Source organism: Streptomyces sp. NPDC026522 (assembly GCF_055567555.1).
Genome location: NZ_JBVHQF010000003.1, coordinates 586,962 through 610,992 on the forward strand (window position 1 = coordinate 586,962; position 24,031 = coordinate 610,992).

Here is a 24,031-nt window from a genome sequence, read left to right on the forward strand (position 1 = left end):
GGTGACCACTCGCATCGGAGTCGTCACGTTCCCCGGAACGCTGGACGACCGTGACTCGCTGCGCGCCGTGCGCCTCGCCGGAGCCGAGCCCGTCTCGCTGTGGCACCGCGACAAGGACCTCCACCAGGTCGACGCGGTCGTCCTCGCGGGCGGCTTCTCCTACGGGGACTACCTGCGCGCCGGGGCCATCTCCCGCTTCTCGCCGGTGATGGAGACCGTCATCGAGCAGGCCAGGGCCGGCATGCCCGTCCTCGGCATCTGCAACGGCTTCCAGGTCCTCACGGAGGCCCACCTGCTGCCGGGGGCGATGCTCCGCAACAACCACCTGCACTTCATCTGCCGCGAGCAGAAGCTGCGCGTGGAGAACGCGGAGAGCGCGTGGACCGGCGACTACAGCGCCGGCCAGGAGATCTCCATCCCGCTCAAGAACATGGACGGCCGCTACACCGCCGACGAGCGCACGCTCGACGAACTGGAGGCCGAAGGCCGCGTGGCCTTCCGGTACCTCGACGGCAACCCGAACGGCTCGCTCCGCGACATCGCCGGCATCACCAACGCCGCCGGCAACGTCCTGGGCCTCATGCCGCACCCCGAGCACGCGGTCGAACCGCTGATCGGAACCGGCCGCACCGACGGCCTCCCGTTCTTCACGTCGGTCCTGAAGAAGCTGGTTTCCGCATGACCCTCGATACCGTCAAGAACGCCACCGGCACCCCGGACGCGGCGCAGCCCTGGAAGGAACTCGGCCTCAAGGAGGACGAGTACGCCCGCATCCGGGAGATCCTCGGCCGCCGTCCCACGGGCGCCGAGCTCGCCATGTACTCCGTCATGTGGTCCGAGCACTGCTCGTACAAGAGCAGCAAGGTGCACCTGAAGCAGTTCGGCGAGAAGGCCCCCGAGAACACGGCCATGCTCGTCGGCATCGGCGAGAACGCCGGAGTCGTCGACGTCGGGCAGGGCTACGCGGTCACCTTCAAGGTCGAGTCGCACAACCACCCGTCGTACATCGAGCCCTACCAGGGCGCGGCCACCGGCGTCGGCGGCATCGTCCGCGACATCCTCGCCATGGGCGCCCGCCCGGTCGCCGTCGTGGACCCGCTGCGCTTCGGCGCGGCCGACCACCCCGACACCAAGCGCGTCCTGCCCGGCGTGGTCGCGGGCATCGGCGGCTACGGCAACTGCCTGGGCCTGCCGAACATCGGCGGCGAGGTCGTCTTCGACGCCTGCTACCAGGGCAACCCGCTGGTCAACGCCGGCTGCATCGGCGTCATGAAGCACGAGGACATCCACCTCGCCAAGGCGTCCGGCCCCGGCAACAAGGTCATCCTCTACGGTGCCCGCACCGGTGGCGACGGCATCGGCGGCGTCTCCGTACTGGCCTCGGAGACCTTCGACGACTCCAAGCCCACCAAGCGCCCCGCCGTCCAGGTCGGCGACCCCTTCCAGGAGAAGCTCCTCATCGAGTGCACCCTGGAGATCTTCAAGGAGAAGCTGGTCGCCGGCATCCAGGACCTCGGCGGCGCCGGGCTGTCCTGCGCCACCAGCGAACTGGCCTCCGCCGGCTCCGGCGGCATGCGCGTCGAGCTGGACACCGTGCCGCTGCGCGACGCGACGCTCTCGCCCGAGGAGATCCTCATGAGCGAGTCGCAGGAGCGCATGTGCGCGATCGTCGAGCCGCAGCACGTCGACCGCTTCATGGAGATCTGCGAGAAGTGGGACGTCATCGCCACCGTCATCGGTGAAGTCACCGACGGCGAGCGCCTGGAGATCTTCTGGCACGGCGAGCAGATCGTGGACGTGCCCCCGGGCACCGTCGCCCACGAGGGCCCGGTCTACCACCGCCCGTACGCCCGCCCCGAGTGGCAGGACGCGCTCCAGGCGGACGACGCGGGCAAGCTGCCCCGGCCGCAGACCTCCGAGGAACTGCGCGCGCAGGTCCTGGCGCTGGTCTCGTCCCCGAACCAGGCCTCGAAGTCCTGGGTCACCGACCAGTACGACCGGTTCGTGCAGGGCAACACGGTGCTCGCGCAGCCCGAGGACGCCGGAATGGTCCGCATCGACGAGGAGACCAACCTCGGCGTCGCGATGGCCACCGACGGCAACGGCCGCTTCGCGAAGCTCGACCCGTACACGGGCGCGCAGCTCGCGCTCGCGGAGGCGTACCGCAACGTCGCCGCGACCGGCGCCAAGCCCCTCGCGATCTCCGACTGCCTGAACTTCGGCTCCCCCGAGGACCCGGGCGTCATGTGGCAGTTCGCGGAGGCCACCCGCGGTCTCGCGGACGGCTGCCTGGAGCTGGGCACCCCGGTGACCGGCGGCAACGTCTCGCTCTACAACCAGACCGGTGACACCGCGATCCACCCGACCCCGGTCGTGGCGGTCCTCGGTGTGATCGACGACGTCAACCGCCGGACGCCGATGGCGTTCACGGAGGCCGGCCAGCTGCTCTACCTGCTCGGCGACACGGCCGAGGAGTTCGGCGGCTCGGCGTGGTCCCAGGTCGTCCACGACCACCTCGGCGGCATGCCGCCCAAGGTGGACCTGGGCCGCGAGAAGCTGCTCGGCGAGATCCTGATCTCGGCCTCGCGCGACGGCATGATCGACGCCGCGCACGACCTGTCGGACGGCGGCGTGATCCAGGCGCTCACCGAGTCCTGCCTGCGCGGCGGAAACGGCGCGCGGGTCGTGGTCCCGGACGGCCTGGACGCCTTCACCTTCCTCTTCTCCGAGTCCGCGGGCCGCGCCATCGTGGCGGTCCCGCGCAGCGAGGAACTCCGCTTCACCGACATGTGCGGTGCGCGGGGCCTGCCGGCGGCCCGCATCGGCGTGGTCGACGGCGAGGAGATCGAGGTCCAGGGCGAGTTCACGATCCCGCTCGCGGAACTGCGCACCGCCCACGAGGCGACGATCCCGGCGCTCCTCGCCTGATCCCCGCTCCACCCCACGAGCCCCCGCCCGGACCCGTCCGGGCGGGGGCCCGTGCGTGCGGCGCCCGAGTAGGGTCGGGCCATGCCGCCCGCCAAGAGGAAAACGCGCAGCTACGACTCCGCCAAGATCCGCGCCGCCGTCACGGCCCAGTTCGGCCATGTCGCGGACGCCGTACGGGAGCTGACCCCCGAGCAGCTGGGCCGGCCCAGTGGGCTCGGGCAGTGGACGGTCGGGGATCTGGCCGCGCACATCGCGTGGATCGCCGACTCGCTGGCCGCCGGACTCGCCCGGCCGCCCGCCGCGGTACCCGAACTGACCGCGGTCGAGTGGCCCTTCGCCACCGCCTCGCTCGCCGGGAAGATCGCCGAGGCGGCGAAGGAGACCCTGGTCGGTGCGCCGCTGCCCGAGCTGTACGAGCGCGCCGGGGCGCGACTGGCCGAGGCGCTGGCCGCGAACCCGGACCGCCGGGTGCTGAACCTGTGGATCGGGGCCATGACCCTGGGGGACTTCCTGGTCACCCGGACCGTGGAGCTGGTGGTGCACACCGATGACCTGAACCGGGCCGCCGGGCTGGACGTCCCGATCGAGCGGCAGGCCCTCGCCGCCTGCACCCGGCTGCTCGCCGACGCCCTCGCCGTCACCGCGCCGGGCGGCTCGGTCGAGGTACGGATCCCGCCCTTCGCGGTGGTCCAGTGCGTCGAAGGGCCCCGCCACACCCGCGGTACCCCGCCGAACGTGGTCGAGACCGACCCGCTGACCTGGATCCGGCTCGCGACGGGCCGCACCGGCTGGGCGGAGGCGGTGCGGGAGGCCCACGTACGGGCCAGCGGGGAGCGGGCCGACCTGTCGGCGCTGCTGCCCCTGATGAGCTGAGCGGGGAACCAGCCGGCCGGGCCGCCCGTCACAGGGGCATGCGTACACCTCGCCCGCAGCTGCCCGCAGCCCTCCTGGCCGCCGTCCTCGCGCTCGCGGGGGCCGCCGCATGCAGCGCGCGGGACGCCCCGCCCCGGCCCGTGCACTCCGGCACCGTCGACGCGAAACCCTCCCCGGAGCAGCCGGTCGCGGACGCGCCGCTCACCGTCACCGAGTGGACCGTCACCTCCCTGGGCCGGGGCGGAGCGGCTTCCGCCGTGGCCGCCGAAGCCGCCGGGAGGGCCCGCTTCGCCCTCGCCCCCGACGGATCCGCGAGCGGTGGCCTGGGCTGCAACCGGTTCACGGCCCGGGCCGTGGTGGCGGGCCCCTCCCTCACCTTCGGCCCGCTCGCCACGACCCGGACGGCCTGCGCGGGCCCGGCGGCCGAGGTCGAGCAGGCCCTGACCGCGCTGTTCGGCGGCGGCCCGCTCAGTTGGCGGGTCCAGGGCCGGACGCTGACCCTGACCGGCGCCGACGGCACCGCCCTGACCGCCGAAGCGGCCTGGGCGGCGGAGTAGCGGCTCACGCCGGGTAGGGCAGCAGTCCCGCGTCCGTCTTCTCCCACGCGGCCCGCAACCCCGCCAGCCGGGCCGGCTCCGCGGCCGCCTTGTCGGCCTGCTCGCGCGCGTCCTGCGCCAGGTTGAAGAGCTGGTCCCGGCCGCTCCTGCCCCGGTAGTACTTCCAGTCCCCGCGGCGCAGCGCCCGCTCCCCGCGCACCCGCCAGAACAGGTCCCGCTCCGCCGGCCGCTCCCCGCGCAGCAGGTACCCGGCGAGGCTCACCCCGTCCAGCGGGTACGCCGGGTGCGGCCGGGTCCCGGCCAACTCCAGCAGCGTCGCCGTCCAGTCCGGGCTGAACACCGGGACGCGGCTGACCTGGCCGGCGTCCAGCCGGGCGGGCCAGCGCACCAGCGTCGGCACCCGGATCCCGCCCTCCTGCAGGGACGCCTTGTTGCCCGAGAGCGGCCAGTTGTAGGAGAAGCGCTCACCGCCGTTGTCGCTGGCGAAGACGACCAGGGTGTCCTCCTCCTGCCCCGACCGCGCCAGGGCGTTCAGCACCTCGCCGACCGAGCGGTCCAGGTCCTCCACCATCTGCTTGTACTTCTCGACCGACCCGCCGTCCTGGTGCCACAGCGCCCGGGCGTCGCCCGCCTTGATCCGCCGCACGATCTGGGCGCTCTGTGCCGTGTCCCCGTCCGCGATCCACGGCCAGTGCGGGGTGGTGAAGTTGAGGTTCAGCAGCCAGGGCCTGCCGTGGTGGTCGCGGGAGACGTACTCGCTCGCCCGCTCCGTGATGATCCGCGTGTAGTAGCGCAGGTCCTTGTACTCGGCGTCACCCTCGTACAGGTCGTACTCGCCGCCCAGGCCCAGCTTGGAGTAGTACTCCAGCGCCCCGCCGAAGTTGCCGAAGAACTCGTCCCAGCCCGAACGGGTCGGGCTGTAGTCCGGCAGGTAGCCGCAGTGCCACTTGCCGATCAGCGCCGTCGCGTACCCGGAGTCGCGCAGCAGCGAGGCCAGCGTCGGGTGCGTGGGCTCCAGCCCGGCCGACTTGTCGGCGATCGGTTCGGCCAGCCCGCCCTTCGTCCGGCCCGGGTAGCGACCGGTGTACAGGCTGAACCGGGTCGGCGAGCAGGTCGCGGAGCCCGCGTAGGCGTCGGTGAAGCGGACGCCCTGGCGGCCCAGCCGGTCCAGGTTCGGGGTCTTGATGTGCGGGGAGCCGTACGAGGACAGGTCCGCCCAGCCGAGGTCGTCACCCAGGATGAACAGGACGTTCGGGCGCCGGGAGGGACGTCCCCGGGCCGCCCGGAACTCCCGCTCGCCGGGGCCGGTCCCGTGGTCCTGGGCGGCGGTGGTCTCCTGCGGTCGGGCGGCGGCGGGCGTCGCGCCCAGCCCCACCGCCGCGGCGGCGCCGACACCGACCGCGCCGCCGAAGGCGCGTCGGGACAGGGGGGATTCGTACGAGGTCACAGGTACTCCAGGGCACGGCCCGCCGGCCCGGCTCCGGGCGGCGCGGGACGGCGCACGGCACGGCGGATCGGGCTCAGGCGGGGAGCAGGAAAAGGGCGGCGCGCAACGGAGCGCGCGACATGGCACGCGACGAAGCGCGAAAGACGGGGGAAGGCGGCGTGTGACTACGCGGAACAGCGACAGATGGCGCTCGCGACACGGACCAGGTCCACGTGCCGGCGCTCGACGAGGGTGACCGTGCGGTCACCGAGGGGCTGCATGGGGCGAGAGCCTGTCGAATGCCCGCGTACCTGTCAACAAAGGGTTCCGCATACCGAGACGGAAGCGTCCGGTCACCCTGTGTGCTGTGAGATTTCCCGGCCGTCCCCAATTCGGACCAGTGGTCGATCTCGCCTACACTCGGGAGCGTGCCTCGTGGTGATGGACGACTCAACCACGACCTGCTCCCCGGCGAAAAGGGCCCCCAGGACGCTTGCGGCGTCTTCGGTGTCTGGGCTCCGGGTGAAGAGGTCGCCAAGCTCACCTACTTCGGACTGTATGCACTACAGCACCGCGGACAAGAGTCCGCGGGAATCGCTGTGAGCAACGGTTCCCAGATCCTCGTCTTCAAGGACATGGGCCTCGTTTCCCAGGTCTTCGACGAAACCTCTCTCGGCTCGCTCCAAGGTCATATCGCGGTCGGTCACGCCCGCTATTCGACCACCGGTGCCTCCGTCTGGGAGAACGCCCAGCCGACTTTCCGCGCGACCGCCCACGGCTCCATCGCCCTGGGTCACAACGGCAACCTGGTGAACACCGCCGAGCTCGCCGAGATGGTCGCCGACCTCCCCCGTCAGGACGGGCGCGCCACCCAGGTGGCAGCCACCAACGACACCGACCTGGTCACCGCCCTGCTGGCCGGCCAGACCGACGACGAGGGCAAGCCCCTGACCATCGAGGAGTCGGCCGCCAAGGTCCTCCCCCAGGTCAAGGGCGCGTTCTCGCTGGTCTTCATGGACGAGGGAACCCTCTACACCGCCCGTGACCCCCAGGGCATCCGCCCGCTGGTCCTCGGCCGCCTGGAGCGCGGCTGGGTGGTCGCGAGCGAGACCGCCGCCCTCGACATCTGCGGCGCCAGCTTCGTCCGCGAGGTCGAGCCGGGCGAGCTGATCGCGATCGACGAGAACGGCCTGCGCACCTCCCGATTCGCGGAAGCGAAGCCCAAGGGCTGTGTGTTCGAGTACGTCTACCTGGCCCGCCCGGACACCGACATCGCCGGCCGGAACGTCTACCTCTCGCGTGTCGAGATGGGCCGGCGGCTGGCCAAGGAAGCCCCGGTCGAAGCGGACCTGGTGATAGCGACGCCGGAATCCGGCACGCCCGCCGCGGTCGGCTACGCCGAGGCCAGCGGCATCCCGTACGGCTCGGGCCTGGTCAAGAACGCCTACGTGGGGCGGACCTTCATCCAGCCCTCGCAGACGATCCGCCAGCTCGGCATCCGGCTCAAGCTCAACCCCCTCAAGGAAGTCATCCGGGGCAAGCGCCTGGTGGTCGTGGACGACTCGATCGTCCGCGGCAACACCCAGCGCGCCCTGGTCAAGATGCTCCGCGAGGCCGGCGCGGCCGAGGTCCACATCCGGATCTCCTCGCCGCCGGTGAAGTGGCCGTGCTTCTTCGGCATCGACTTCGCCACCCGGGCCGAGCTGATCGCCAACGGCATGACGGTCGACGAGATCGCCACGTCGCTCGGCGCCGACTCGCTCTCGTACATCTCGCTCGACGCGATGGTCGAGGCGACCACCATCCAGAAGCCCAACCTCTGCCGGGCCTGCTTCGACGGCGAGTACCCGATGGAGCTGCCCGACCCGCAGCTGCTCGGCAAGCAGCTCCTGGAGACCGAGCTCGCGGGCGGCACCGACGCCGCCGACGCGCTCCGGCGCCCGTAGGACGCACCGGACCCGCCCCCGGCGGGCGGGTCCGCTCCGCGCTCCCCGTACAACCTGCGCCCGGCCCTGTCTTTCAGGCTTTTCCCAGGGCCGTGCACCACCCGCAGTAACGACACGAAAGCTCTCTCCTGTCATGACAGAGAAGACCACCGGTGCCAGCTACGCAGCAGCAGGTGTCGACATCGAAGCGGGAGACCGCGCCGTCGAGCTCATGAAGGAGTGGGTGAAGAAGACGCAGCGCCCCGAGGTCCTCGGCGGCCTCGGCGGGTTCGCCGGCCTCTTCGACGCCTCCGCCCTCAAGCGGTACGAGCGCCCCCTGCTCGCCTCCGCCACCGACGGCGTCGGCACCAAGGTGGACGTCGCCCGCCGGCTCGGCGTGTACGACACCATCGGCCACGACCTGGTCGCGATGGTCATGGACGACATCGTCGTCTGCGGCGCCGAGCCGCTCTTCATGACCGACTACATCTGCGTCGGCAAGGTGCATCCCGAGCGTGTCGCGGCCATCGTCAAGGGCATCGCCGAGGGCTGTGTCCTCGCGGGCTGCGCCCTGGTGGGCGGCGAGACCGCCGAGCACCCGGGCCTGCTGGGCCCGGACGACTTCGACGTGGCGGGTGCGGGCACGGGCGTGGTCGAGTACGACCGGCTGCTGGGTGCGGATCGCATCCGTACGGGTGACGCCGTCATCGCGATGGCATCGTCCGGCCTTCACTCGAACGGGTACTCGCTGGTCCGCCACGTCCTGCTCGACCAGGCCGGCATGGCCCTGGAGCAGCACGTCGACGAGCTCGGCCGGACCCTCGGCGAGGAACTGCTGGAGCCGACCAAGATCTACTCGCTGGACTGCATGGCCCTCACCCGTACGGCCGAGGTCCACGCGTACTCCCACATCACGGGCGGCGGCCTCGCGGCCAACCTCGCCCGGGTGATCCCGGATCACCTGCACGCCACGGTCGACCGCTCGACCTGGGCTCCCGGCGCCATCTTCGACCTGGTCGGCAGGACCGGCCGGGTGGAGCAGCTGGAGCTGGAGAAGACGCTGAACATGGGCGTCGGCATGATGGCCGTCGTCCCGCAGGAGTCGGTGGACGTGGCCCTGACCGCGCTGGCCGACCGGGGCGTCGACGCCTGGGTCGCGGGGGAGATCCTGGACCGCGGCGACCACACCGAGGGCGCGACCCTCACCGGTTCCTACGCGAGCTGAGCAGCACTGAAACCCGGTCCGGGGCCATGCCCTGGACCGGGTTTCACTACTTCGAGTCGCTCAAGACTCTGAGCGGGTGCAGACGCGGTGTGTGCGTCAAGCGCCGCGACGGTGCGCCGACGGACCGGACTCTTCGTCCTCGTCCTCGTCGTCATCGCTGTTGTACAGCTCCGCGTACTTGGCGTACGGGTCGTCGTCGTCCAGATCGTCATCGACTTCGACCGGCGCGCTGATAGGCAGCGGCTCTGTCGGCGATGCGCCCAGCTCATTGGCCAGACGCGAGAGGTCAGTCCCGCCGCTGTTGTACTTCAGCTGGCGGGCGACCTTTGTCTGCTTGGCCTTGGCCCGGCCGCGCCCCATGGCTCGACCCCCTCGGTGACGGGGCTCGACGGCCCCAGAGTCTGACACGCGTTCATGGTTCGGAGCGGGCTCTCCGTAAAGAGACCGTCCGTAGGGGTTCAACGGTACCTGCTTCCGCGGCCATACGGTACGCCGCCCGCATGACGCGCCCCGGTGCAGGACCAACGAGACACCCCGTACTCGCTGGTCAGCTGCGATTTTAACCCTTTCCTGGCGGACGACCCGCCGAAGCGCAGTGAGTTCCGTCTCCCCTGCGGTCCGGGGGCCCCTTCCGGCGGTGGCGGAAGGGGCCCCCGGACGTCGCGGGACGGGTCAGACCGCGCGCGCGGCGCGGGCGTCCGACATCCGCTGCTCGGCGATCCGGTCGGCCGCAGCGGCCGGCGGGATCCCATCCGCCTTCGCACGTGCGAATATGGCCAGCGTGGTGTCGAAGATCTTCGCCGCCTTCGCCTTGCAGCGGTCGAAGTCGAAGCCGTGCAGCTCGTCCGCGACCTGGATGACGCCGCCCGCGTTCACCACGTAGTCGGGGGCGTAGAGGATCCCGCGGTCCGCGAGGTCCTTCTCGACCCCCGGGTGGGCGAGCTGGTTGTTCGCGGCGCCGCACACGACCGTGGCGGTCAGGGCCGGCACCGACTCGTCGTTCAGCGCACCGCCCAGCGCGCAGGGCGCGTAGATGTCCAGGCCCTCGACGCGGATCAGCGCGTCCGTGCCGGCGACGGCGGTGACCCGGCCCGCGTACTTCCCGGTGGCGTGCTTGTCGAGGATCGTCTGCACCGACTCCTGGCGGACGTCGGTGATCACGACCTCGGCGCCGTCCTCCAGCAGGTGCTCGACCAGGTGCTTGCCGACCTTGCCGACACCCGCGACCGCGACCTTGCGGCCGCGCAGCGTCGGGTCGCCCCACAGGTGCTGGGCGCTCGCCCGCATGCCCTGGAACACGCCGAAGGACGTCAGCACGGAGGAGTCGCCCGCGCCGCCGTTCTCGGGGGAGCGGCCGGTCGCCCAGCGGGTCTCGCGGGCCACCACGTCCATGTCCGCGACGTACGTGCCGACGTCGCAGGCGGTCACGTAGCGACCGCCGAGGGAGTCCACGAACCGGCCGTAGGCCAGCAGCAGTTCCTCGATCTTCAGGGTGTCCGGGTCGCCGATGATGACGGCCTTGCCGCCGCCGTGGTCGAGACCGGCGAGAGCGTTCTTGTACGACATGCCGCGCGAGAGGTTCAGCGCGTCGAGGACGGCTTCCTCGTCCGAGGCGTACGCGTGGAAGCGCGTGCCGCCGAGGGCCGGGCCCAGGGCGGTGGAGTGGATCGCGATGACGGCCTTGAGGCCCGTGGCTCGGTCCTGGCACAGCACGACTTGCTCGTGGCCGCCCTGTTCCGTGCGGAACAGGGTGTGCAGGACGCCGTCGGTCATTTCGGTCACGGTGGTGACTCCCATGGAAGAGATGCGGCGGAAGGACGCCCGCCCTGCGGGTGGGGGAGGGCGTGCTGGGAGCAGCGTAAGACCTGGACGGCGGATGGGAACTCCCTGTCCGTAGATCGGAACACTCCCGGGTTACCGGCGATGCGGGGACCCCCGTGCGGAGTACCGCCCGGCGGGTCGGGGGAGTACGTGAGCGTGAACGAATCCGCCGACCGCCCACTGCCCTCCGCGCGCACCGGGCCGACCGTCCCGTACGCCTCTTACCTGCGAGTCTACGAGCCCCTGGCGGCCTTCCCCGAGGCGGAGCGCGCGCACTGGGCGGGCTACGCCCGGCGCGCGGACGCCCCGACCGCCCAGGACGAACTGCGCAGGTCGCTGGCGGACTTGGTCCGGGTGCCCGTGGTCGGGGTGCCGGCGCACGAGAGCGGGGACGCGTTCACGGCGGAGCTGGGCGGGGCGCTGCTGGTCTGCCCGTGGCGGACCAGGCTGCGCGGCTGGCTGGCGCTCCAGGAGCTGGAGGCGGAGTTCCCGCGTCCGGTGCTGGACGCGGCGCTGCCCCCGTCGGCCCGCCGCCGGGCGACGGAGGCGTACGAGGCCTGGCGCGAGCGGAACCCGGACGGGCGCCCGTGGATCCGCACCGCGGTGTGGCAGGTCCCGCTGCGCTGGTTCGTGCTGGTGGCGGACGAGGAGCGGGAGTACCTGCCGGGCGAGCGGCTGCGCTACCGGACACCGATGGTGCAGGCCCGGCGGCGTCTGGCGCGCGGGTTGCGGACGCTGCGGGCCGCGGAGGGCTACGGGATGCTCGCGGAGGGGCTGGTGGAGGTCGGGAGCTGGCTGGAGGAGTTCCACCCGCGCTCGATGGTGGAGCTGGACTACGGCGGGCTGCTGCACGCGCTGCCGGAGGCCGCCCTGGCCGGCGACCGTTCGGCCCGCGACCTGGCGGCGGGCATCGCGGCGCTACGGGCGGGGGATGCGCAGGGAGCGGCCGAGACGCACGCCGAGCTGGCCGAACGCTGGAGGGCGGTCCGGGAGCGGCTCTTCGCTAACTAGACGGTGTCCGGCGGTTCAGGGCCGGGCATCGGCCGAACCGGCCCGGATTGTCCCTAGCGGAGGGCGCCTGGTCACCCGTATCGTCCGATCGGCCGTAAAACGCAGATCAGAGGCTTGATCGCGGCATTTGGGTCTTTGTTCCAGGACCTACGTCCCGATCCGGGCCATTGACTCAAGCGTGACGGACCGCACTAACTACACCCTTGCGCCCTTCCCCTACCCTCGTGCCAAAATAGGACAAGGAGTCCGGGGAGGGTTCCTTCCACCCAACTTTGGGCGGAATGCTCGGTATTGCACTCTACGGGGGGTCTGACGACTCCTGATCGCTCTGTGACTGATCGTCACAGTGGGGTGACTGTCCGTTATGGGACGGTCCATCGGCTTCCGTCGCTGATGAACACCTCGGAGGGCAATTCCATCGGTTTGGCCGTCGAGGCTGGACGGATGGTGTAGTTGTAGTGCCGAGGACAAGCCGTTCGTCCTATAACCGACTCGGCCTGCGTATGTCCATTTCGGGCAACGTGGGCCAAGGTGCAGAATTTAGAGGAAAGAACCGAGATGGTTCGGTTCTCCCGAGGAGGCCGCTCATGACCGCTCGCACCCCTGATGCCGAGCCGCTGCTGACCCCGGCTGAGGTTGCCACGATGTTCCGCGTGGACCCGAAGACGGTCACCCGTTGGGCCAAGGCTGGCAAGCTCACGTCCATCCGCACCCTGGGTGGACACCGCCGTTATCGCGAGGCTGAGGTCCGCGCACTGCTCGCGGGAATTCCGCAGCAGCGCAGCGAGGCCTGAGGCTCGCAGCACCACCCCTTTTTTTTGGGGACAGCTCCCGGCTGACCGCCGGGAGAGGGCATGAACCGGATCCCCCAATCCGAGGAAACCCACAAGGCTTCAAACGGCGGGACCTGCCCCAACAGGTTCTCGTCGTTCGATCGCGCTGGACTCCGCCGGGTCCAGCGCGATCTTTTTTTATGCCCGGAAGGGGCCCGAATCGCCGGCGCCCGGGGAACCCGGCCGGACAGGTGCCATTGCACATATTAAATCGAGTCGCCATATGGGTGCGATAAATGTGCGACTCGCGAAAACTCGTGTGGTGACACCCGTCACAGCTGACGCCTCTTGTACATCCGGCAATGCACCCGCAAGGGGACGTGTCACCCGTCCGCCTCGCGCGAAGGGGGGATGCGGGTGCACGGCGCCGCCCGTCCGCCCCCTGCGCGCGACGGGGCCGCAGGAGGGCGCGTACGGCCCGCCGGGCGCTCCGGGGCCCCACGGGGCGCCCGGGGGGATCCGCCGGCCCCTCGGCGACCGAGCGACCGGCTCCGCCCGCCCTCCGCGGACATGCGGACGGGCAGTCGACCCGACAACGCGTCAGGGCCCGCATCCCCTGGGGGATACGGGCCCTGACGTTTCTGCGAACCTGACGGGACTTGAACCCGCGACCTCCACCTTGACAGGGTGGCGAGCTAACCAACTGCTCCACAGGTCCTCGATGCACCACCCAGCGGGCGGCTGCGAATCAGACTGTACAGCAGCTCAGGGGGTGCAGTCGAACCGGATCAGGGCGCCGCGGCGTCCACCGCCTTCACGATGCGCTTGTCGGAGATCGGGTACGCCGTGCCGAGCGCGTGCGCGAAGTAACTGACGCGCAGTTCCTCGATCATCCAGCGGATCTCGGTGACCCCCTCCGGCACCGGGCGGCCCTTCGGCAACTGCTCCAGCAGCCACAGGTACTCGTCCCGCATCTCGTGGACCTTCTCCATGCGGGTCGTGTCCCGCTGGACGCCCGTGGGCATCTGCTGGAGCCGCCGGTCGATCGCCACCAGGTAGCGCATCAGGTCCGGCAGCCGGCGCAGCCCCGTCAGCGTCACGAAGCCGGCCGGCATCAGCGCCGCCAGCTGCGCCTTCACGTCCTGGACGTTCGCCATCAACGCCAGGCTGTTGGTGGACTTCACGCGCCGCTCGCAGGCCTGCCAGGCGGCCAGGATCTGCTGGACCTGCTCGACGGTGCGCACCGTCGTGTCCACCAGATCGGCCCGTACCGCGTCGAACAGCTTCCGGAACCCCGCCTCGTCCCAGGCCGGGCCGCCGTGGTCGGCGATCAGCTTGTCCGTCGCCGCCGTCGCGCAGTCGTCGAACAGCGCCTGGACCGAACCGTGCGGATTGCGGGACAGGGCCAGCTTCTGCTGGTTGGTCAGCTTGTCCGAGGCGAACTTGGCCGGATTGACCGGGATGTTGAGCAGGATCAGCTTCCGGGTGCCGAGCCACATCGCCCGCTGCTGCTCGGCCTCGGTGTCGAAGAGCCGTACGGACACGCTGTCGCCGGCGTCCACCAGCGCCGGGTACGCCTTCACCGGCTGGCCCGCGCGCCGGGTCTCGAAGACCTTGCTCAGCGTCCCGATCGTCCAGTCCGTCAGCCCGGTCCGCTCCACCGACTCCCCGCCCGCCCGCTCGGCGGTGGCCGCGGCGGCCTTGGACAGGGCCTGCCGGGCCTTCGGCTTGAGCTGGAGCCGCAGCGCCTCCAGGTCCTTCGCCTCGGCCAGCTTCTTGCGCCGCTCGTCAACGATCCGGAAGGTGATCTTCAAGTGGTCCGGCACGCGGCTCAGATCGAAGTCCTCGGCCGCGACCGGCACCCCGACCATCCGGTGCAGCTCGCGCGCCAGCGTCACGTGCAGCGGCTCCTGGAGGGGCTGCGCCGTCGCCAGGAAGCGGGCAGCGTAGTTCGGCGCGGGCACGTAGTGGCGGCGGACCGGCTTGGGCAGCGAGCGGATCAGCTCGGTGACGACCTCTTCCCGCAGGCCCGGGATCTGCCAGTCGAAGCCCTCGTCGGTGACCTGGTTCAGCACCTGGAGCGGGATGTGCACGGTCACGCCGTCCGCGTCCGCGCCCGGTTCGAACTGGTAGGTCACGCGGAACTTCAGCTGCCCCTGCCGCCAGGTGTCCGGGTAGTCGGCCTTGGTGACTCCGGCCGCCTTCTCGGTCAGCAGCATCTCGCGCTCGAAGTCGAGGAGTTCGGGCTCCTCGCGCTTCTTGTGCTTCCACCAGGAGTCGAAGTGCGCCCCCGACACCACGTGCTCGGGGATGCGCTGGTCGTAGAAGTCGAACAGGGTCTCGTCGTCCACGACGATGTCCCGGCGCCTGGCCCGGTTCTCCAGCTCCTCCACCTCGGTGAGGAGCCTGCGGTTGTCGGCGTAGAACTTGTGGTGGGTCCGCCAGTCGCCCTCGACCAGCGCGTTGCGGATGAACAGCTCCCGCGAGACCTCGGGATCGATACGGCCGTAATTGATCTTCCGCTGCGCCACGATCGGTACGCCGTACAGCGTGACCTTCTCGTACGCCATCACGGCGGCCTGGTCCTTCTCCCAGTGCGGCTCGCTGTAGGTGCGCTTGACCAGGTGCTCCGCGAGCGGCTCCACCCACTCCGGCTCCACCTTGGCGTTCACCCGGGCCCACAGCCGGGAGGTCTCCACCAGCTCCGCGGACATCAGGAACTTCGGCTGCTTCTTGAACAGCGCCGAGCCCGGGAAGACCGCGAACTTGGCGCCCCGGGCACCGAGGTACTCGTTCTTGTCGGTGTCTTTGAGCCCGATGTGCGAGAGCAGCCCGGCCAGCAGCGAGACGTGGACGTGCTGCTCGGGGGCGTCGGCCTCGTTGACGTGGATGCCCATCGTCTTGGCGACCGTACGCAGCTGCGAGTAGATGTCCTGCCACTCGCGGATCCGCAGGAAGTTCAGGTACTCCTGCTTGCACATCCGGCGGAAGGAGGACGAGCCGCGCTCCTTCTGCTGTTCGCGGATGTACCGCCACATGTTCAGGAACGACAGGAAGTCGCTCGTCTCGTCCTTGAAGCGGGCGTGGTTCTGATCGGCCTGGGTCTGCTTGTCCGAAGGCCGCTCGCGCGGGTCCTGGATGGACAGGGCCGCCGCGATGACCATGACCTCGCGGACGCAGTTGTTCTTGTCCGCCTCCACGACCATGCGGGCCAGGCGCGGGTCGACCGGCAGCTGGGAGAGCTGGCGGCCCATCGGGGTGAGCCGCTTGCGCGCGTCCTTCTCCGCCGGGTCCAGCGCGCCGAGCTCCTGGAGGAGCTGCACGCCGTCGCGGATGTTGCGGTGGTCCGGCGGGTCGATGAAGGGGAACTTCTCGATCTCGCCGAGGCCGGCCGCGGTCATCTGCAGGATGACGGAGGCCAGGTTGGTGCGCAGGATCTCGGCGTCGGTGAACTCCGGGCGGGCGTTGAAGTCGTCCTCGGAGTACAGCCGGATGCAGATGCCGTCGCTGGTACGGCCGCAGCGGCCCTTGCGCTGGTTGGCGCTGGCCTGCGAGATCCGCTCGATGGGCAGCCGCTGCACCTTGGTGCGGTGGCTGTAGCGGGAGATCCGGGCGGTGCCCGGGTCGATCACGTACTTGATGCCCGGCACGGTCAGCGAGGTCTCGGCGACGTTGGTCGCGAGCACGATCCGGCGTCCCGTGTGCTGCTGGAAGACGCGGTGCTGCTCGGCGTGCGAGAGGCGCGCGTACAGGGGGAGCACCTCGGTGAACCTTAGATTCCGCTTGTTCAGTGCGTCCGCCGTGTCGCGGATCTCGCGCTCGCCGGAGAGGAACACCAGGATGTCGCCCGGCCCCTCGGACTGGAGCTCGTCCACGGCCTCGCAGATCGCGGTGATCTGGTCGCGGTCGCTGTCGTCGCCCTCCTCCTCCAGGAGCGGGCGGTAGCGCACCTCGACCGGATACGTCCGGCCGCTGACCTCCACGATCGGCGCGTCCCCGAAGTGCCGGGAGAACCGCTGCGGGTCGATGGTCGCCGAGGTGATCACGACCTTGAGGTCGGGACGCTTCGGCAGCAGCTGGGACAGGTAGCCCAGCAGGAAGTCGATGTTCAGGGACCGCTCGTGCGCCTCGTCGATGATGATCGTGTCGTACGCGCGCAGCTCGCGGTCCGTCTGGATCTCGGCGAGCAGGATGCCGTCCGTCATCAGCTTCACGAAGGTGGCGTCCTGGTCCACCTGATCGGTGAAGCGGACCTTCCAGCCGACGGTCTGCCCGATCTCGGACTTCAGCTCCTCGGCGATCCGCTCCGCGACGGTGCGGGCGGCGATCCGGCGGGGCTGGGTGTGCCCGATCATGCCCCGGACGCCGCGGCCGAGCTCCATGCAGATCTTGGGGATCTGCGTGGTCTTGCCGGAGCCGGTCTCGCCCGCGACGATCACGACCTGGTGGTCGCGTATCGCCTCGGCGATCTCGTCCTTCTTCTGGCTGACGGGCAGGTTCTCGGGATACGTGACCTCGGGCAGGCGCGAGGCACGGCCGGCCAGACGCGCGGCGGCCTTCTCGGCCTCCGCGGCGATCTCGTCGAGCACGGCCTGCTTGGCCTCGGGCTTGCGGATGCGGCGGGCGCCTTCGAGGCGGCGGCCGAGGCGGTGCGCGTCACGGAGGGAGATCTCACCGAGAAGCGTCTGCAGGGCGGCGAAGGAAGTAGACATACCTGATCGAGGATCTCACCCGGGAGCGTCGGGTGGCGAACGCATTTGTCGCTCCTACCCGTACCATTTCGGGACGAGATCACCTTAAACCGACCGTGCCCCGAGTGAGAGGCCTGCCATGTCCCGCGCCCGTGGAGTGTGGTGGCTGCTCGGCGCCGTCCTCGCGGTGCTGCTGGCGGGCACGGCTTCCGCGGCCCCCGCCGCTCCCGCGGCCCCCGCCGCTGCCTCGGCCCCTTCGGCCTCCTCGGCCGCCGGAGCGGCCGTCGCGGGTCACGGCGCGGGTTTCAAGGCCACCGCCGTGGCGTACGAGGGCCAGGGCCCGGCCTGCTCGCCCGGCGCGGGGGACCACGACCAGGCCCCCGCCGTGCCGCCGCGCGACGGGCGGGACCACGCCTGCGCCCCGGCGGTCCGGCTCCCGGCCGGTCCCGACCCGGCCGGGAGGGCACGGCCGGCGGGGGTGCGCGTACGCGGGCCGGAGCGCCCGGCGCCGGGACCGCTGGAGCTGTCCGTGATGCGGGTGTAGCGGACCGGCCTGCCCGCCGGTCCCCTTCACTCACACCCGCCACACCCGCTCTGGAGCACCCGTATGCCTTCCGCCCCCTCCCGCAAGCCCCTGCTGTACGCCGCCGCGACCGCCCTCGCCGCGATCACCCTCGGGGTCGTCTCCTGGCAGGCCACCGCGCCCGGGGACCACACCGCCGCCTCCGCCTCCTCGGCCGCCGCGCCCGAGGCCGCCGGGGCGCCGAACCCGCTGGCGGCCCTGGCCCGCCGCGAGGACGGCGACAAGCTCGCCGCCGGGCGCGCCGACGCCCCCGTCGTGCTGATCGAGTACTCCGACTTCAAGTGCGGCTACTGCGGCAAGTTCGCCCGCGACACCGAACCCGAGCTCATGCGCAAGTACGTGGCGGACGGCACCCTGCGCATCGAGTGGCGCAACTTCCCGATCTTCGGAGCCGAGTCGGAGACCGCCGCGAAGGCCGCCTGGGCCGCGGGCCGGCAGGACCGGTTCGCGCAGTTCCACGCCGCCGCGTACGCCGACGGGGCCAAGGAGAAGGGCTTCGGCGAGGAACGGCTGACCGAGCTGGCCCGCCAGGCCGGGGTGCCCGATCTCGACCGCTTCCGGCAGGACATGGCCGGCACCGAGGCCTCCGCCGCCCTGCGCAAGGACCAGGAGGAGGGCTACCGGATCGGGGTCACCTCCACCCCGTCGTTCCTGGTCAACGGGGAGCCGCTGGCCGGCGCGCAGCCGCTCGGCGCCTTCGAGGCGGCCATCACCCGGGCCAAGGCGCAGGCGCGGGCCGCCAAGTGAACGGCATCGGATACCTCGCCGCCCTGCTGGGCGGCCTGCTGGCGCTGCTCAGCCCGTGCAGTGCGCTGCTGCTGCCCGCCTTCTTCGCGTACTCGATCGATTCCGCCTCCCGACTGCTGGCCCGGACCGGGATCTTCTACGCGGGCCTCGCGAGCACCCTCGTACCGCTGGGTGCGGCCGGCTCGTACGCGGGCCGCTTCTTCCACGGCCACCGCGACGGGCTGGTCCTGGCGGGCGGCTGGCTGATCATCGCCCTGGGCCTCGCCCAGCTGCTCGGCCTGGGCTTCGCCTCCAAGCGGGCGGCCGAACTCTCGGGGCGGATCCGCCCGACCACCGCCCTGTCGGTGTACGCCCTGGGCGCGCTCTACGGGCTGGCCGGATTCTGCGCCGGGCCGATCCTGGGCAGCGTGCTGACGGTGGCGGCGGTCAGCGCCAGCCCGGTCTACGGCGGGCTGCTGCTGGCGGTGTACGCGCTGGGCATGGCCGTACCGCTGTTCCTGCTGGCCCTGCTGTGGGAGCGCTTCGACCTGGGCCGGCGGCGCTGGCTGCGCGGGCGGACCGTCCGGCTCGGCCGGCTCAGGCTGCACACCACCTCGCTGCTGTCCGGGCTGTTCTTCATCACCCTGGGCGCGCTTTTCCTGCTCTACGACGGGGCGAGCGCCCTGCCCGGGCTGCTGGACGTGGACGACTCGTTCGCCGTCGAGCGGTGGGTCCAGTCGGTGACGCGGGCCGTACCGGACTGGGCGGTGCTGGCGCTGGTCGCCGTAGGGGCCCCGGCGGTGGCGCTGGCCCGGTGGCGCCGCAAGGCCCGGGAAACGGCCGGGTGACGCAGAAAGGCCCCGTCCGATGGACGGGGCCTTCCCTGTGGTGGCTGGGGCCGGGGTCGAACCGGCGACCTATCGCTTTTCAGGCGATCGCTCGTACCAACTGAGCTACCCAGCCACGAGACCGTTTCCAGCCTCAGCGATCCTGACGGGACTTGAACCCGCGACCTCCACCTTGACAGGGTGGCGAGCTAACCAACTGCTCCACAGGACCTGGTTTGTGCAAGAACAAGTCTTGCACATAGTGTTGCGTACCCCCAACGGGATTCGAACCCGTGCTACCGCCTTGAAAGGGCGGCGTCCTGGGCCACTAGACGATGAGGGCTAAAGGCCCGCCGGGCACTTTTCAGCGCGTCGGGGACGTGAGAAGCATATGGGATGTCGGGACCTATCGCCAAAACGGTTTCCGCGAGTGTCCCGGAGGGACAATGACCGGGTGCTGGAGATGACGCGCGAGGAGTTCGAGGAACTCGTCGCAGAGGCCCTGGACCGGATCCCGCCCGAGCTCACCCGACTGATGGACAACGTGGCGGTCTTCGTCGAGGACGACCCGCCCGCGGCGGACCCGGAGCTGCTCGGTCTCTACGAGGGCACGCCCCTGACCGACCGCGGCGAGTGGTACGCCGGGGTCCTCCCCGACCGGATCACCATCTACCGCAACCCCACCTTGCGCATGTGCGAGGACCGGGAGAGCGTGGTCGCGGAGACGGAGGTCACGGTCGTGCACGAGATCGCCCACCACTTCGGGATCGACGACGAGCGGCTGCACGAGCTGGGCTACGGATGACCCGGCCGGTCCGCGACGCCGAGGCGATCGACCCGGACGTCGACCTCCATGTGCCGCAGCAGCGCGCCGAACCGCAGGGGCGGGTGCTCGCGGCCGTGGCGGCGGGCGGGGCCGTGGGCGCCTCGGCGCGGTACGGGCTCGCCCTGCTGTGGCCGGCCGGGCCCGGCGCGTTCCCGTGGGCGACCTTCTGGACCAACGTGGTGGGCTGCGCGCTGATCGGCGTGCTCATGGTGCTGATCAGCGAGGGCGGCCGGACGGCTCCGCACCCGCTGCTGCGGCCGTTCGCGGGGGTGGGGGTGCTGGGCGGCTTCACCACCTTCTCCACGTACGCGGTGGACTTCTCGCGGCTGCTGGACGAGGGGGAGGCCGCCACCGCGCTCGGGTACGCCGGGCTGACGGTGGCCGCGGCGCTGGGGGCGGTCTGGGCGGCGGCGGCCGCGACCCGGCTCGCCCTGCGGGGCCGGGGGCGGGCGTGAACTGGCTGCTCGTGGTGGTGGGCGCGGTGGCCGGGGCGCCGCTGCGCTACCTCACCGACCGGGCGGTGCAGGCCCGGCACGATTCGGTCTTCCCGTGGGGGACCTTCGTGGTGAACGCGGCCGCCTGCCTGGTGCTGGGCCTGCTGACCGGGGCCGTACTGGCCGGGGCGGCCTCCTCGCGGCTCGGTCTGCTGCTCGGCACGGGGCTGTGCGGGGCGCTCAGCACGTACTCGACGTTCTCCTACGAGACCCTGCGGCTGGCCGAGCGCGGCTGGAAGTTCCTGGCCGTCGCCAACGTGGCGGCTTCGGTGCTGGTCGGGCTGGGTTCCGTACACCTCGGGTCGCAGGTTGCGCGAGCGCTGTTCGCCTGAGGGCGTGTCTCTTACGGGGTAAAGGGAGTTGGGCACATTGACCCGCCCGGTGCGGGTCGTGCTCCCTGTCCCCTTCCGGAGGTGCCACCCGTGCGCCAGTTGTCCGCTTCCCTCCGACTGGCCGCCGCCGCGCTCGCGGTCGCGGCGTCGGCCGGCTGCATGAGCGTCGGCGAGGACGCCGCCAAGCCCGGTCCCTCCTCCTCGGTGGGTGACAAGGGCCTCACCGCCGTCGGGGGCACCGGCTCCGGACGCGGATCCGGAGTGCACGGCGACGGCCACAGCACGAAGGACGCGGCCGGCAACCCTTCGGGCAAGCCCGGGGAGCCCGGCAAGGCCGCCGGCGGGGCGGGTGCCTCGCCCAGCCCGGGCGCGCCCGCCGGGCGGCCCGGGGTCCCCTCGCCGTCGGCCGGGCCGGGCGGCGGCGCGGGCGGTCAGGGGTCCCAGGTGCCGTCGGGCGGCGGCTCGGGGACCGGCGGCGGGTCCGGTTCCGCCGGGTCGGGCTCCGGCGGCGGGTCCGGTTCCGGTTCCGGGTCGGGATCGGGGTCCGGGTCGGGGTCCGGGTCGGGCTCCGGCGGCCCGGTCGCATCGCCGCCGGCGCAGCCGCCCACCGACCCGCCTGTGACGGAACCCACTCCGACGCCTCCGCCGCAGCCGCAGCCCGATCCGAGCCCCCCGGCGGCGTAGGGCCGACCCGACCGCACCCACCCCGCGGGGCATCGCCGCAGGTCAGAACCTTTCTTTGGGAGGAACTTGCCAGACCCCGGGGAGGGTGCGTATGGTTATAGATCGTTTGATCCCATTGCCCGGCGCCGAATCCGAAGAGCGCCGTGTGGCGCGTACTCTCCCTAGCCGTGGCTGACCGCATTGAGGCGGTCGATTTGCGATTCACGGAGTTTGGGCGCGTGCCGAGACTCCGGAAGGTTTCGCATTTCGCATGTCCATTTCCAGTTCTGACCGTGCCGTCATGCCCGAGAACGACTCCAACGAGATCGTCGACGCCGTTGAGGCCCTTGTGGTCACCGAGGCCATCGAGGCCGCCGAGGCGAACGACATCATCGAGGCTCTTGAGGCTGATGTGACGACCGACCAGTCCACCGACGCCGCCTCCGACGAGGCCGACGCCGAGCCCGGCATCACCTTCGGCGACCTGGGTCTGCCCGAGGGCATCGTGCGCAAGCTCGCGCAGAACGGCGTCACCGCCCCCTTCCCGATCCAGGCCGCGACCATCCCGGACGCCCTGGCCGGCAAGGACATCCTCGGCCGTGGCCGCACCGGCTCCGGCAAGACCCTCTCCTTCGGTCTGCCGACCCTGGCCTCGCTGGCCGGCGGCCACACCGAGAAGAAGAAGCCCCGCGCGATCATCCTCACGCCGACGCGTGAGCTCGCGATGCAGGTCGCGGACGCCCTCCAGCCCTACGGCGACGTCCTCGGCCTGAAGATGAAGGTCGTCTGCGGCGGTACCTCCATGGGCAACCAGATCTACGCCCTGGAGCGCGGCGTCGACGTCCTCGTCGCCACCCCGGGCCGCCTGCGCGACATCATCAACCGCGGCGCCTGCTCCCTGGAGAACGTCAAGATCGCCGTCCTCGACGAGGCCGACCAGATGGCCGACCTGGGCTTCCTGCCCGAGGTCACCGAGCTGCTCGACCAGATCCCCGGCGGCGGCCAGCGCATGCTCTTCTCCGCCACCATGGAGAACGAGATCGGCACCCTGGTCAAGCGCTACCTGTCCAACCCCGTCACGCACGAGGTCGACAGCGCCCAGGGCAACGTCACGACCATGACGCACCACGTGCTCGTCGTGAAGCCGAAGGACAAGGCGCCGGTCACGGCAGCCATCGCCGCCCGCAAGGGCCGCACCATCATCTTCGTCCGCACCCAGCTGGGCGCCGACCGCATCGCCGAGCAGCTCATCGAGGCCGGCGTGAAGGCCGACGCGCTGCACGGCGGCATGACGCAGGGCGCTCGTACCCGCGTCCTCGCCGACTTCAAGGACGGCTACGTCAACGCGCTCGTCGCCACCGACGTCGCCGCCCGCGGCATCCACGTCGACGGCATCGACCTGGTCCTGAACGTGGACCCGGCCGGTGACCACAAGGACTACCTGCACCGCTCGGGCCGTACCGCCCGCGCCGGCAAGTCCGGTGTCGTCGTCTCGCTGGCGCTCCCGCACCAGCGACGCCAGATCTTCCGCCTGATGGAGGACGCGGGCGTCGACGCCTCGCGCCACATCGTCCAGGGCGTCGGCGCCTTCGACCCCGAGGTCGCCGAGATCACCGGTGCCCGCTCGCTGACGCAGGTACAGGCCGACTCCGCGAACAACGCCGCCAAGCAGGCCGAGCGCGAGGTCGCCGACCTCACCAAGCAGCTGGAGCGCGCGACCCGTCGCGCCGCGGAGCTGCGCGAGGAGGCCGACCGCCTCGTCGCCCGTTCCGCCCGTGAGCGCGGCGAGGACCCGGAGGCCGCTGTGGCCGAGGTGGCCGAGGCCGCTGTCGCCGAGGTCGCGGCCGCCGTCGCGGCCGAGCCGGTCGTCGAGGAGCGCCCGGCCTTCCAGAGCCGTGACGAGCGTGGCAACTACGAGCGCCGCGACAACCGTCGTGACGACCGCGGTGGCGACCGCGGCGGGGACCGTGGCGGCTTCCGCCGTGACGACCGTCCGTCGGGTGGCTTCCGTCGTGACGACCGTGGTGGCGACAACCGTGGCGGCGGTTTCCGTCGCGATGACCGTCCGTCGGGTGGCTTCAACCGTGATGACCGTGGTGGCGACCGTGGCGGCTTCCGCCGGGACGACCGTCCGTCCGGTGGGTTCCGTTCCGGTGGCGACCGTCCGTCGGGTGGTTTCCGTCGCGATGACCGTCCGTCGGGTGGCTTCAACCGTGATGACCGTGGTGGCGACCGTGGCGGCTTCCGCCGCGATGACCGTCCGTCCGGTGGGTTCCGTTCCGGTGGCGACCGTCCGTCGGGTGGTTTCCGTCGCGATGACCGTCCGTCGGGTGGCTTCAACCGTGATGAC

Annotated in this window: 21 protein-coding genes and 4 tRNA genes; 15 read left to right on the plus strand and 10 right to left on the minus strand. The window is 71.2% G+C overall.

What is annotated here, in order from left to right:
• Window position 1: 1 nt before the first annotated feature.
• The 4 genes from purQ (at window position 2) to ACZ4M3_RS11185 (ending at window position 4,358) form a co-directional block, all read left to right on the plus strand.
• Entirely contained in the window at window positions 2-682 is a 681-nt protein-coding gene (gene purQ, locus ACZ4M3_RS11170) for a phosphoribosylformylglycinamidine synthase subunit PurQ (protein WP_467731298.1), read from the plus strand.
• Window positions 679-2,928 carry a phosphoribosylformylglycinamidine synthase subunit PurL gene (gene purL / locus ACZ4M3_RS11175; protein WP_467731299.1) on the plus strand — a complete coding sequence of 750 codons (2,250 nt, stop codon included), beginning with the start codon at window positions 679-681 and terminating at the stop codon, window positions 2,926-2,928. Before purQ ends, purL begins: the two co-directional genes overlap by 4 nt.
• Window positions 2,929-3,009: 81 nt before the next feature.
• Window positions 3,010-3,801 carry a maleylpyruvate isomerase family mycothiol-dependent enzyme gene (locus ACZ4M3_RS11180; protein ID WP_467731300.1) on the plus strand — a complete coding sequence of 264 codons (792 nt, stop codon included), beginning with the start codon at window positions 3,010-3,012 and terminating at the stop codon, window positions 3,799-3,801.
• 38 nt (window positions 3,802-3,839) lie between these two features.
• Window positions 3,840-4,358 (plus strand): META domain-containing protein, encoded by a 519-nt coding sequence (locus tag ACZ4M3_RS11185; protein WP_467731301.1) that lies wholly within the window; start codon window positions 3,840-3,842, stop codon window positions 4,356-4,358.
• A gap of 4 nt (window positions 4,359-4,362) precedes the next feature.
• Here the strand turns inward: ACZ4M3_RS11185 and ACZ4M3_RS11190 are convergent, their stop codons facing one another.
• Window positions 4,363-5,805: a sulfatase family protein gene (locus tag ACZ4M3_RS11190; protein ID WP_467731302.1), complete on the minus strand. Its 1,443-nt coding sequence runs from the start codon at window positions 5,803-5,805 to the stop codon at window positions 4,363-4,365.
• A gap of 164 nt (window positions 5,806-5,969) precedes the next feature.
• Complete coding sequence (locus ACZ4M3_RS11195) at window positions 5,970-6,065, minus strand: putative leader peptide (RefSeq protein ID WP_324617183.1); 96 nt, start codon at window positions 6,063-6,065, stop codon at window positions 5,970-5,972.
• Window positions 6,066-6,212: 147 nt separating this feature from the next.
• On the opposite strand from ACZ4M3_RS11195, the gene purF reads away from it, so the two are divergent.
• Together purF and purM are read left to right on the plus strand one after the other, a co-directional pair.
• On the plus strand, window positions 6,213-7,730 hold the full coding sequence (gene purF, locus ACZ4M3_RS11200; protein ID WP_136210585.1) for an amidophosphoribosyltransferase: 1,518 nt from the start codon (window positions 6,213-6,215) through the stop codon (window positions 7,728-7,730).
• Window positions 7,731-7,863: 133 nt separating this feature from the next.
• Window positions 7,864-8,934: a phosphoribosylformylglycinamidine cyclo-ligase gene (gene purM / locus ACZ4M3_RS11205; protein WP_399277368.1), complete on the plus strand. Its 1,071-nt coding sequence runs from the start codon at window positions 7,864-7,866 to the stop codon at window positions 8,932-8,934.
• 96 nt (window positions 8,935-9,030) lie between these two features.
• Here the strand turns inward: purM and ACZ4M3_RS11210 are convergent, their stop codons facing one another.
• Complete coding sequence (locus ACZ4M3_RS11210) at window positions 9,031-9,294, minus strand: DUF3073 domain-containing protein (RefSeq protein ID WP_136210589.1); 264 nt, start codon at window positions 9,292-9,294, stop codon at window positions 9,031-9,033.
• Window positions 9,295-9,606: 312 nt separating this feature from the next.
• Window positions 9,607-10,716, minus strand: a complete 1,110-nt coding sequence (locus tag ACZ4M3_RS11215) for a Leu/Phe/Val dehydrogenase (RefSeq protein ID WP_467731303.1) — start codon at window positions 10,714-10,716, stop codon at window positions 9,607-9,609.
• A 195-nt stretch (window positions 10,717-10,911) separates the two neighbouring features.
• On the opposite strand from ACZ4M3_RS11215, the gene ACZ4M3_RS11220 reads away from it, so the two are divergent.
• A complete protein-coding gene (locus tag ACZ4M3_RS11220) occupies window positions 10,912-11,766 on the plus strand; it encodes a DUF8083 family protein (protein WP_467731304.1) in 855 nt (284 codons plus the stop codon).
• Between the two features lie 587 nt (window positions 11,767-12,353).
• A complete protein-coding gene (gene bldC / locus ACZ4M3_RS11225) occupies window positions 12,354-12,560 on the plus strand; it encodes a developmental transcriptional regulator BldC (protein WP_003949541.1) in 207 nt (68 codons plus the stop codon).
• A 623-nt stretch (window positions 12,561-13,183) separates the two neighbouring features.
• On the opposite strand, the gene ACZ4M3_RS11230 is transcribed toward bldC, so the two are convergent.
• Window positions 13,184-13,257 (minus strand) — tRNA-Asp (locus ACZ4M3_RS11230).
• Window positions 13,258-13,327: 70 nt separating this feature from the next.
• Complete coding sequence (gene hrpA, locus ACZ4M3_RS11235; RefSeq protein ID WP_467731305.1) at window positions 13,328-17,251, minus strand: ATP-dependent RNA helicase HrpA; 3,924 nt, start codon at window positions 17,249-17,251, stop codon at window positions 13,328-13,330.
• Window positions 17,252-17,369: 118 nt separating this feature from the next.
• Here hrpA and ACZ4M3_RS11240 point away from each other — a divergent pair, with 118 nt between their 5' ends.
• The 3 genes from ACZ4M3_RS11240 to ACZ4M3_RS11250 all read left to right on the plus strand — a co-directional run bounded on the left by ACZ4M3_RS11240 (window position 17,370) and on the right by ACZ4M3_RS11250 (window position 19,387).
• On the plus strand, window positions 17,370-17,774 hold the full coding sequence (locus ACZ4M3_RS11240) for a hypothetical protein (RefSeq protein ID WP_467731306.1): 405 nt from the start codon (window positions 17,370-17,372) through the stop codon (window positions 17,772-17,774).
• A gap of 63 nt (window positions 17,775-17,837) precedes the next feature.
• Entirely contained in the window at window positions 17,838-18,560 is a 723-nt protein-coding gene (locus ACZ4M3_RS11245; protein ID WP_467731307.1) for a DsbA family protein, read from the plus strand.
• On the plus strand, window positions 18,557-19,387 hold the full coding sequence (locus ACZ4M3_RS11250; protein ID WP_467731308.1) for a cytochrome c biogenesis CcdA family protein: 831 nt from the start codon (window positions 18,557-18,559) through the stop codon (window positions 19,385-19,387). Before ACZ4M3_RS11245 ends, ACZ4M3_RS11250 begins: the two co-directional genes overlap by 4 nt.
• Before the next feature lie 38 nt (window positions 19,388-19,425).
• Here ACZ4M3_RS11250 and ACZ4M3_RS11255 read toward each other — a convergent pair.
• The 3 genes from ACZ4M3_RS11255 to ACZ4M3_RS11265 form a co-directional block, all read right to left on the minus strand.
• Window positions 19,426-19,502 (minus strand) — tRNA-Phe (locus ACZ4M3_RS11255).
• A gap of 22 nt (window positions 19,503-19,524) precedes the next feature.
• Window positions 19,525-19,598, minus strand: a tRNA-Asp gene (locus ACZ4M3_RS11260).
• Between the two features lie 38 nt (window positions 19,599-19,636).
• Window positions 19,637-19,709: transfer RNA gene (locus ACZ4M3_RS11265), tRNA-Glu, on the minus strand.
• A 111-nt stretch (window positions 19,710-19,820) separates the two neighbouring features.
• Here ACZ4M3_RS11265 and ACZ4M3_RS11270 point away from each other — a divergent pair.
• The 3 genes from ACZ4M3_RS11270 to crcB are packed head-to-tail and all read left to right on the plus strand — an operon-like array spanning window position 19,821 to window position 21,018.
• Window positions 19,821-20,171, plus strand: a complete 351-nt coding sequence (locus tag ACZ4M3_RS11270) for a metallopeptidase family protein (RefSeq protein WP_467731309.1) — start codon at window positions 19,821-19,823, stop codon at window positions 20,169-20,171.
• Entirely contained in the window at window positions 20,168-20,647 is a 480-nt protein-coding gene (locus tag ACZ4M3_RS11275) for a FluC/FEX family fluoride channel (protein WP_467731310.1), read from the plus strand. Before ACZ4M3_RS11270 ends, ACZ4M3_RS11275 begins: the two co-directional genes overlap by 4 nt.
• A complete protein-coding gene (gene crcB / locus ACZ4M3_RS11280; protein WP_467731311.1) occupies window positions 20,644-21,018 on the plus strand; it encodes a fluoride efflux transporter CrcB in 375 nt (124 codons plus the stop codon). Before ACZ4M3_RS11275 ends, crcB begins: the two co-directional genes overlap by 4 nt.
• 431 nt (window positions 21,019-21,449) lie before the next feature.
• On the opposite strand, the gene ACZ4M3_RS11285 is transcribed toward crcB, so the two are convergent.
• On the minus strand, window positions 21,450-21,650 hold the full coding sequence (locus ACZ4M3_RS11285) for a hypothetical protein (RefSeq protein WP_467731312.1): 201 nt from the start codon (window positions 21,648-21,650) through the stop codon (window positions 21,450-21,452).
• A gap of 302 nt (window positions 21,651-21,952) precedes the next feature.
• On the opposite strand from ACZ4M3_RS11285, the gene ACZ4M3_RS11290 reads away from it, so the two are divergent.
• Window positions 21,953-24,031, plus strand: a 2,079-nt coding sequence (locus ACZ4M3_RS11290) for a DEAD/DEAH box helicase (RefSeq protein WP_467731313.1), incomplete at its 3' end; no start/stop codon positions are given.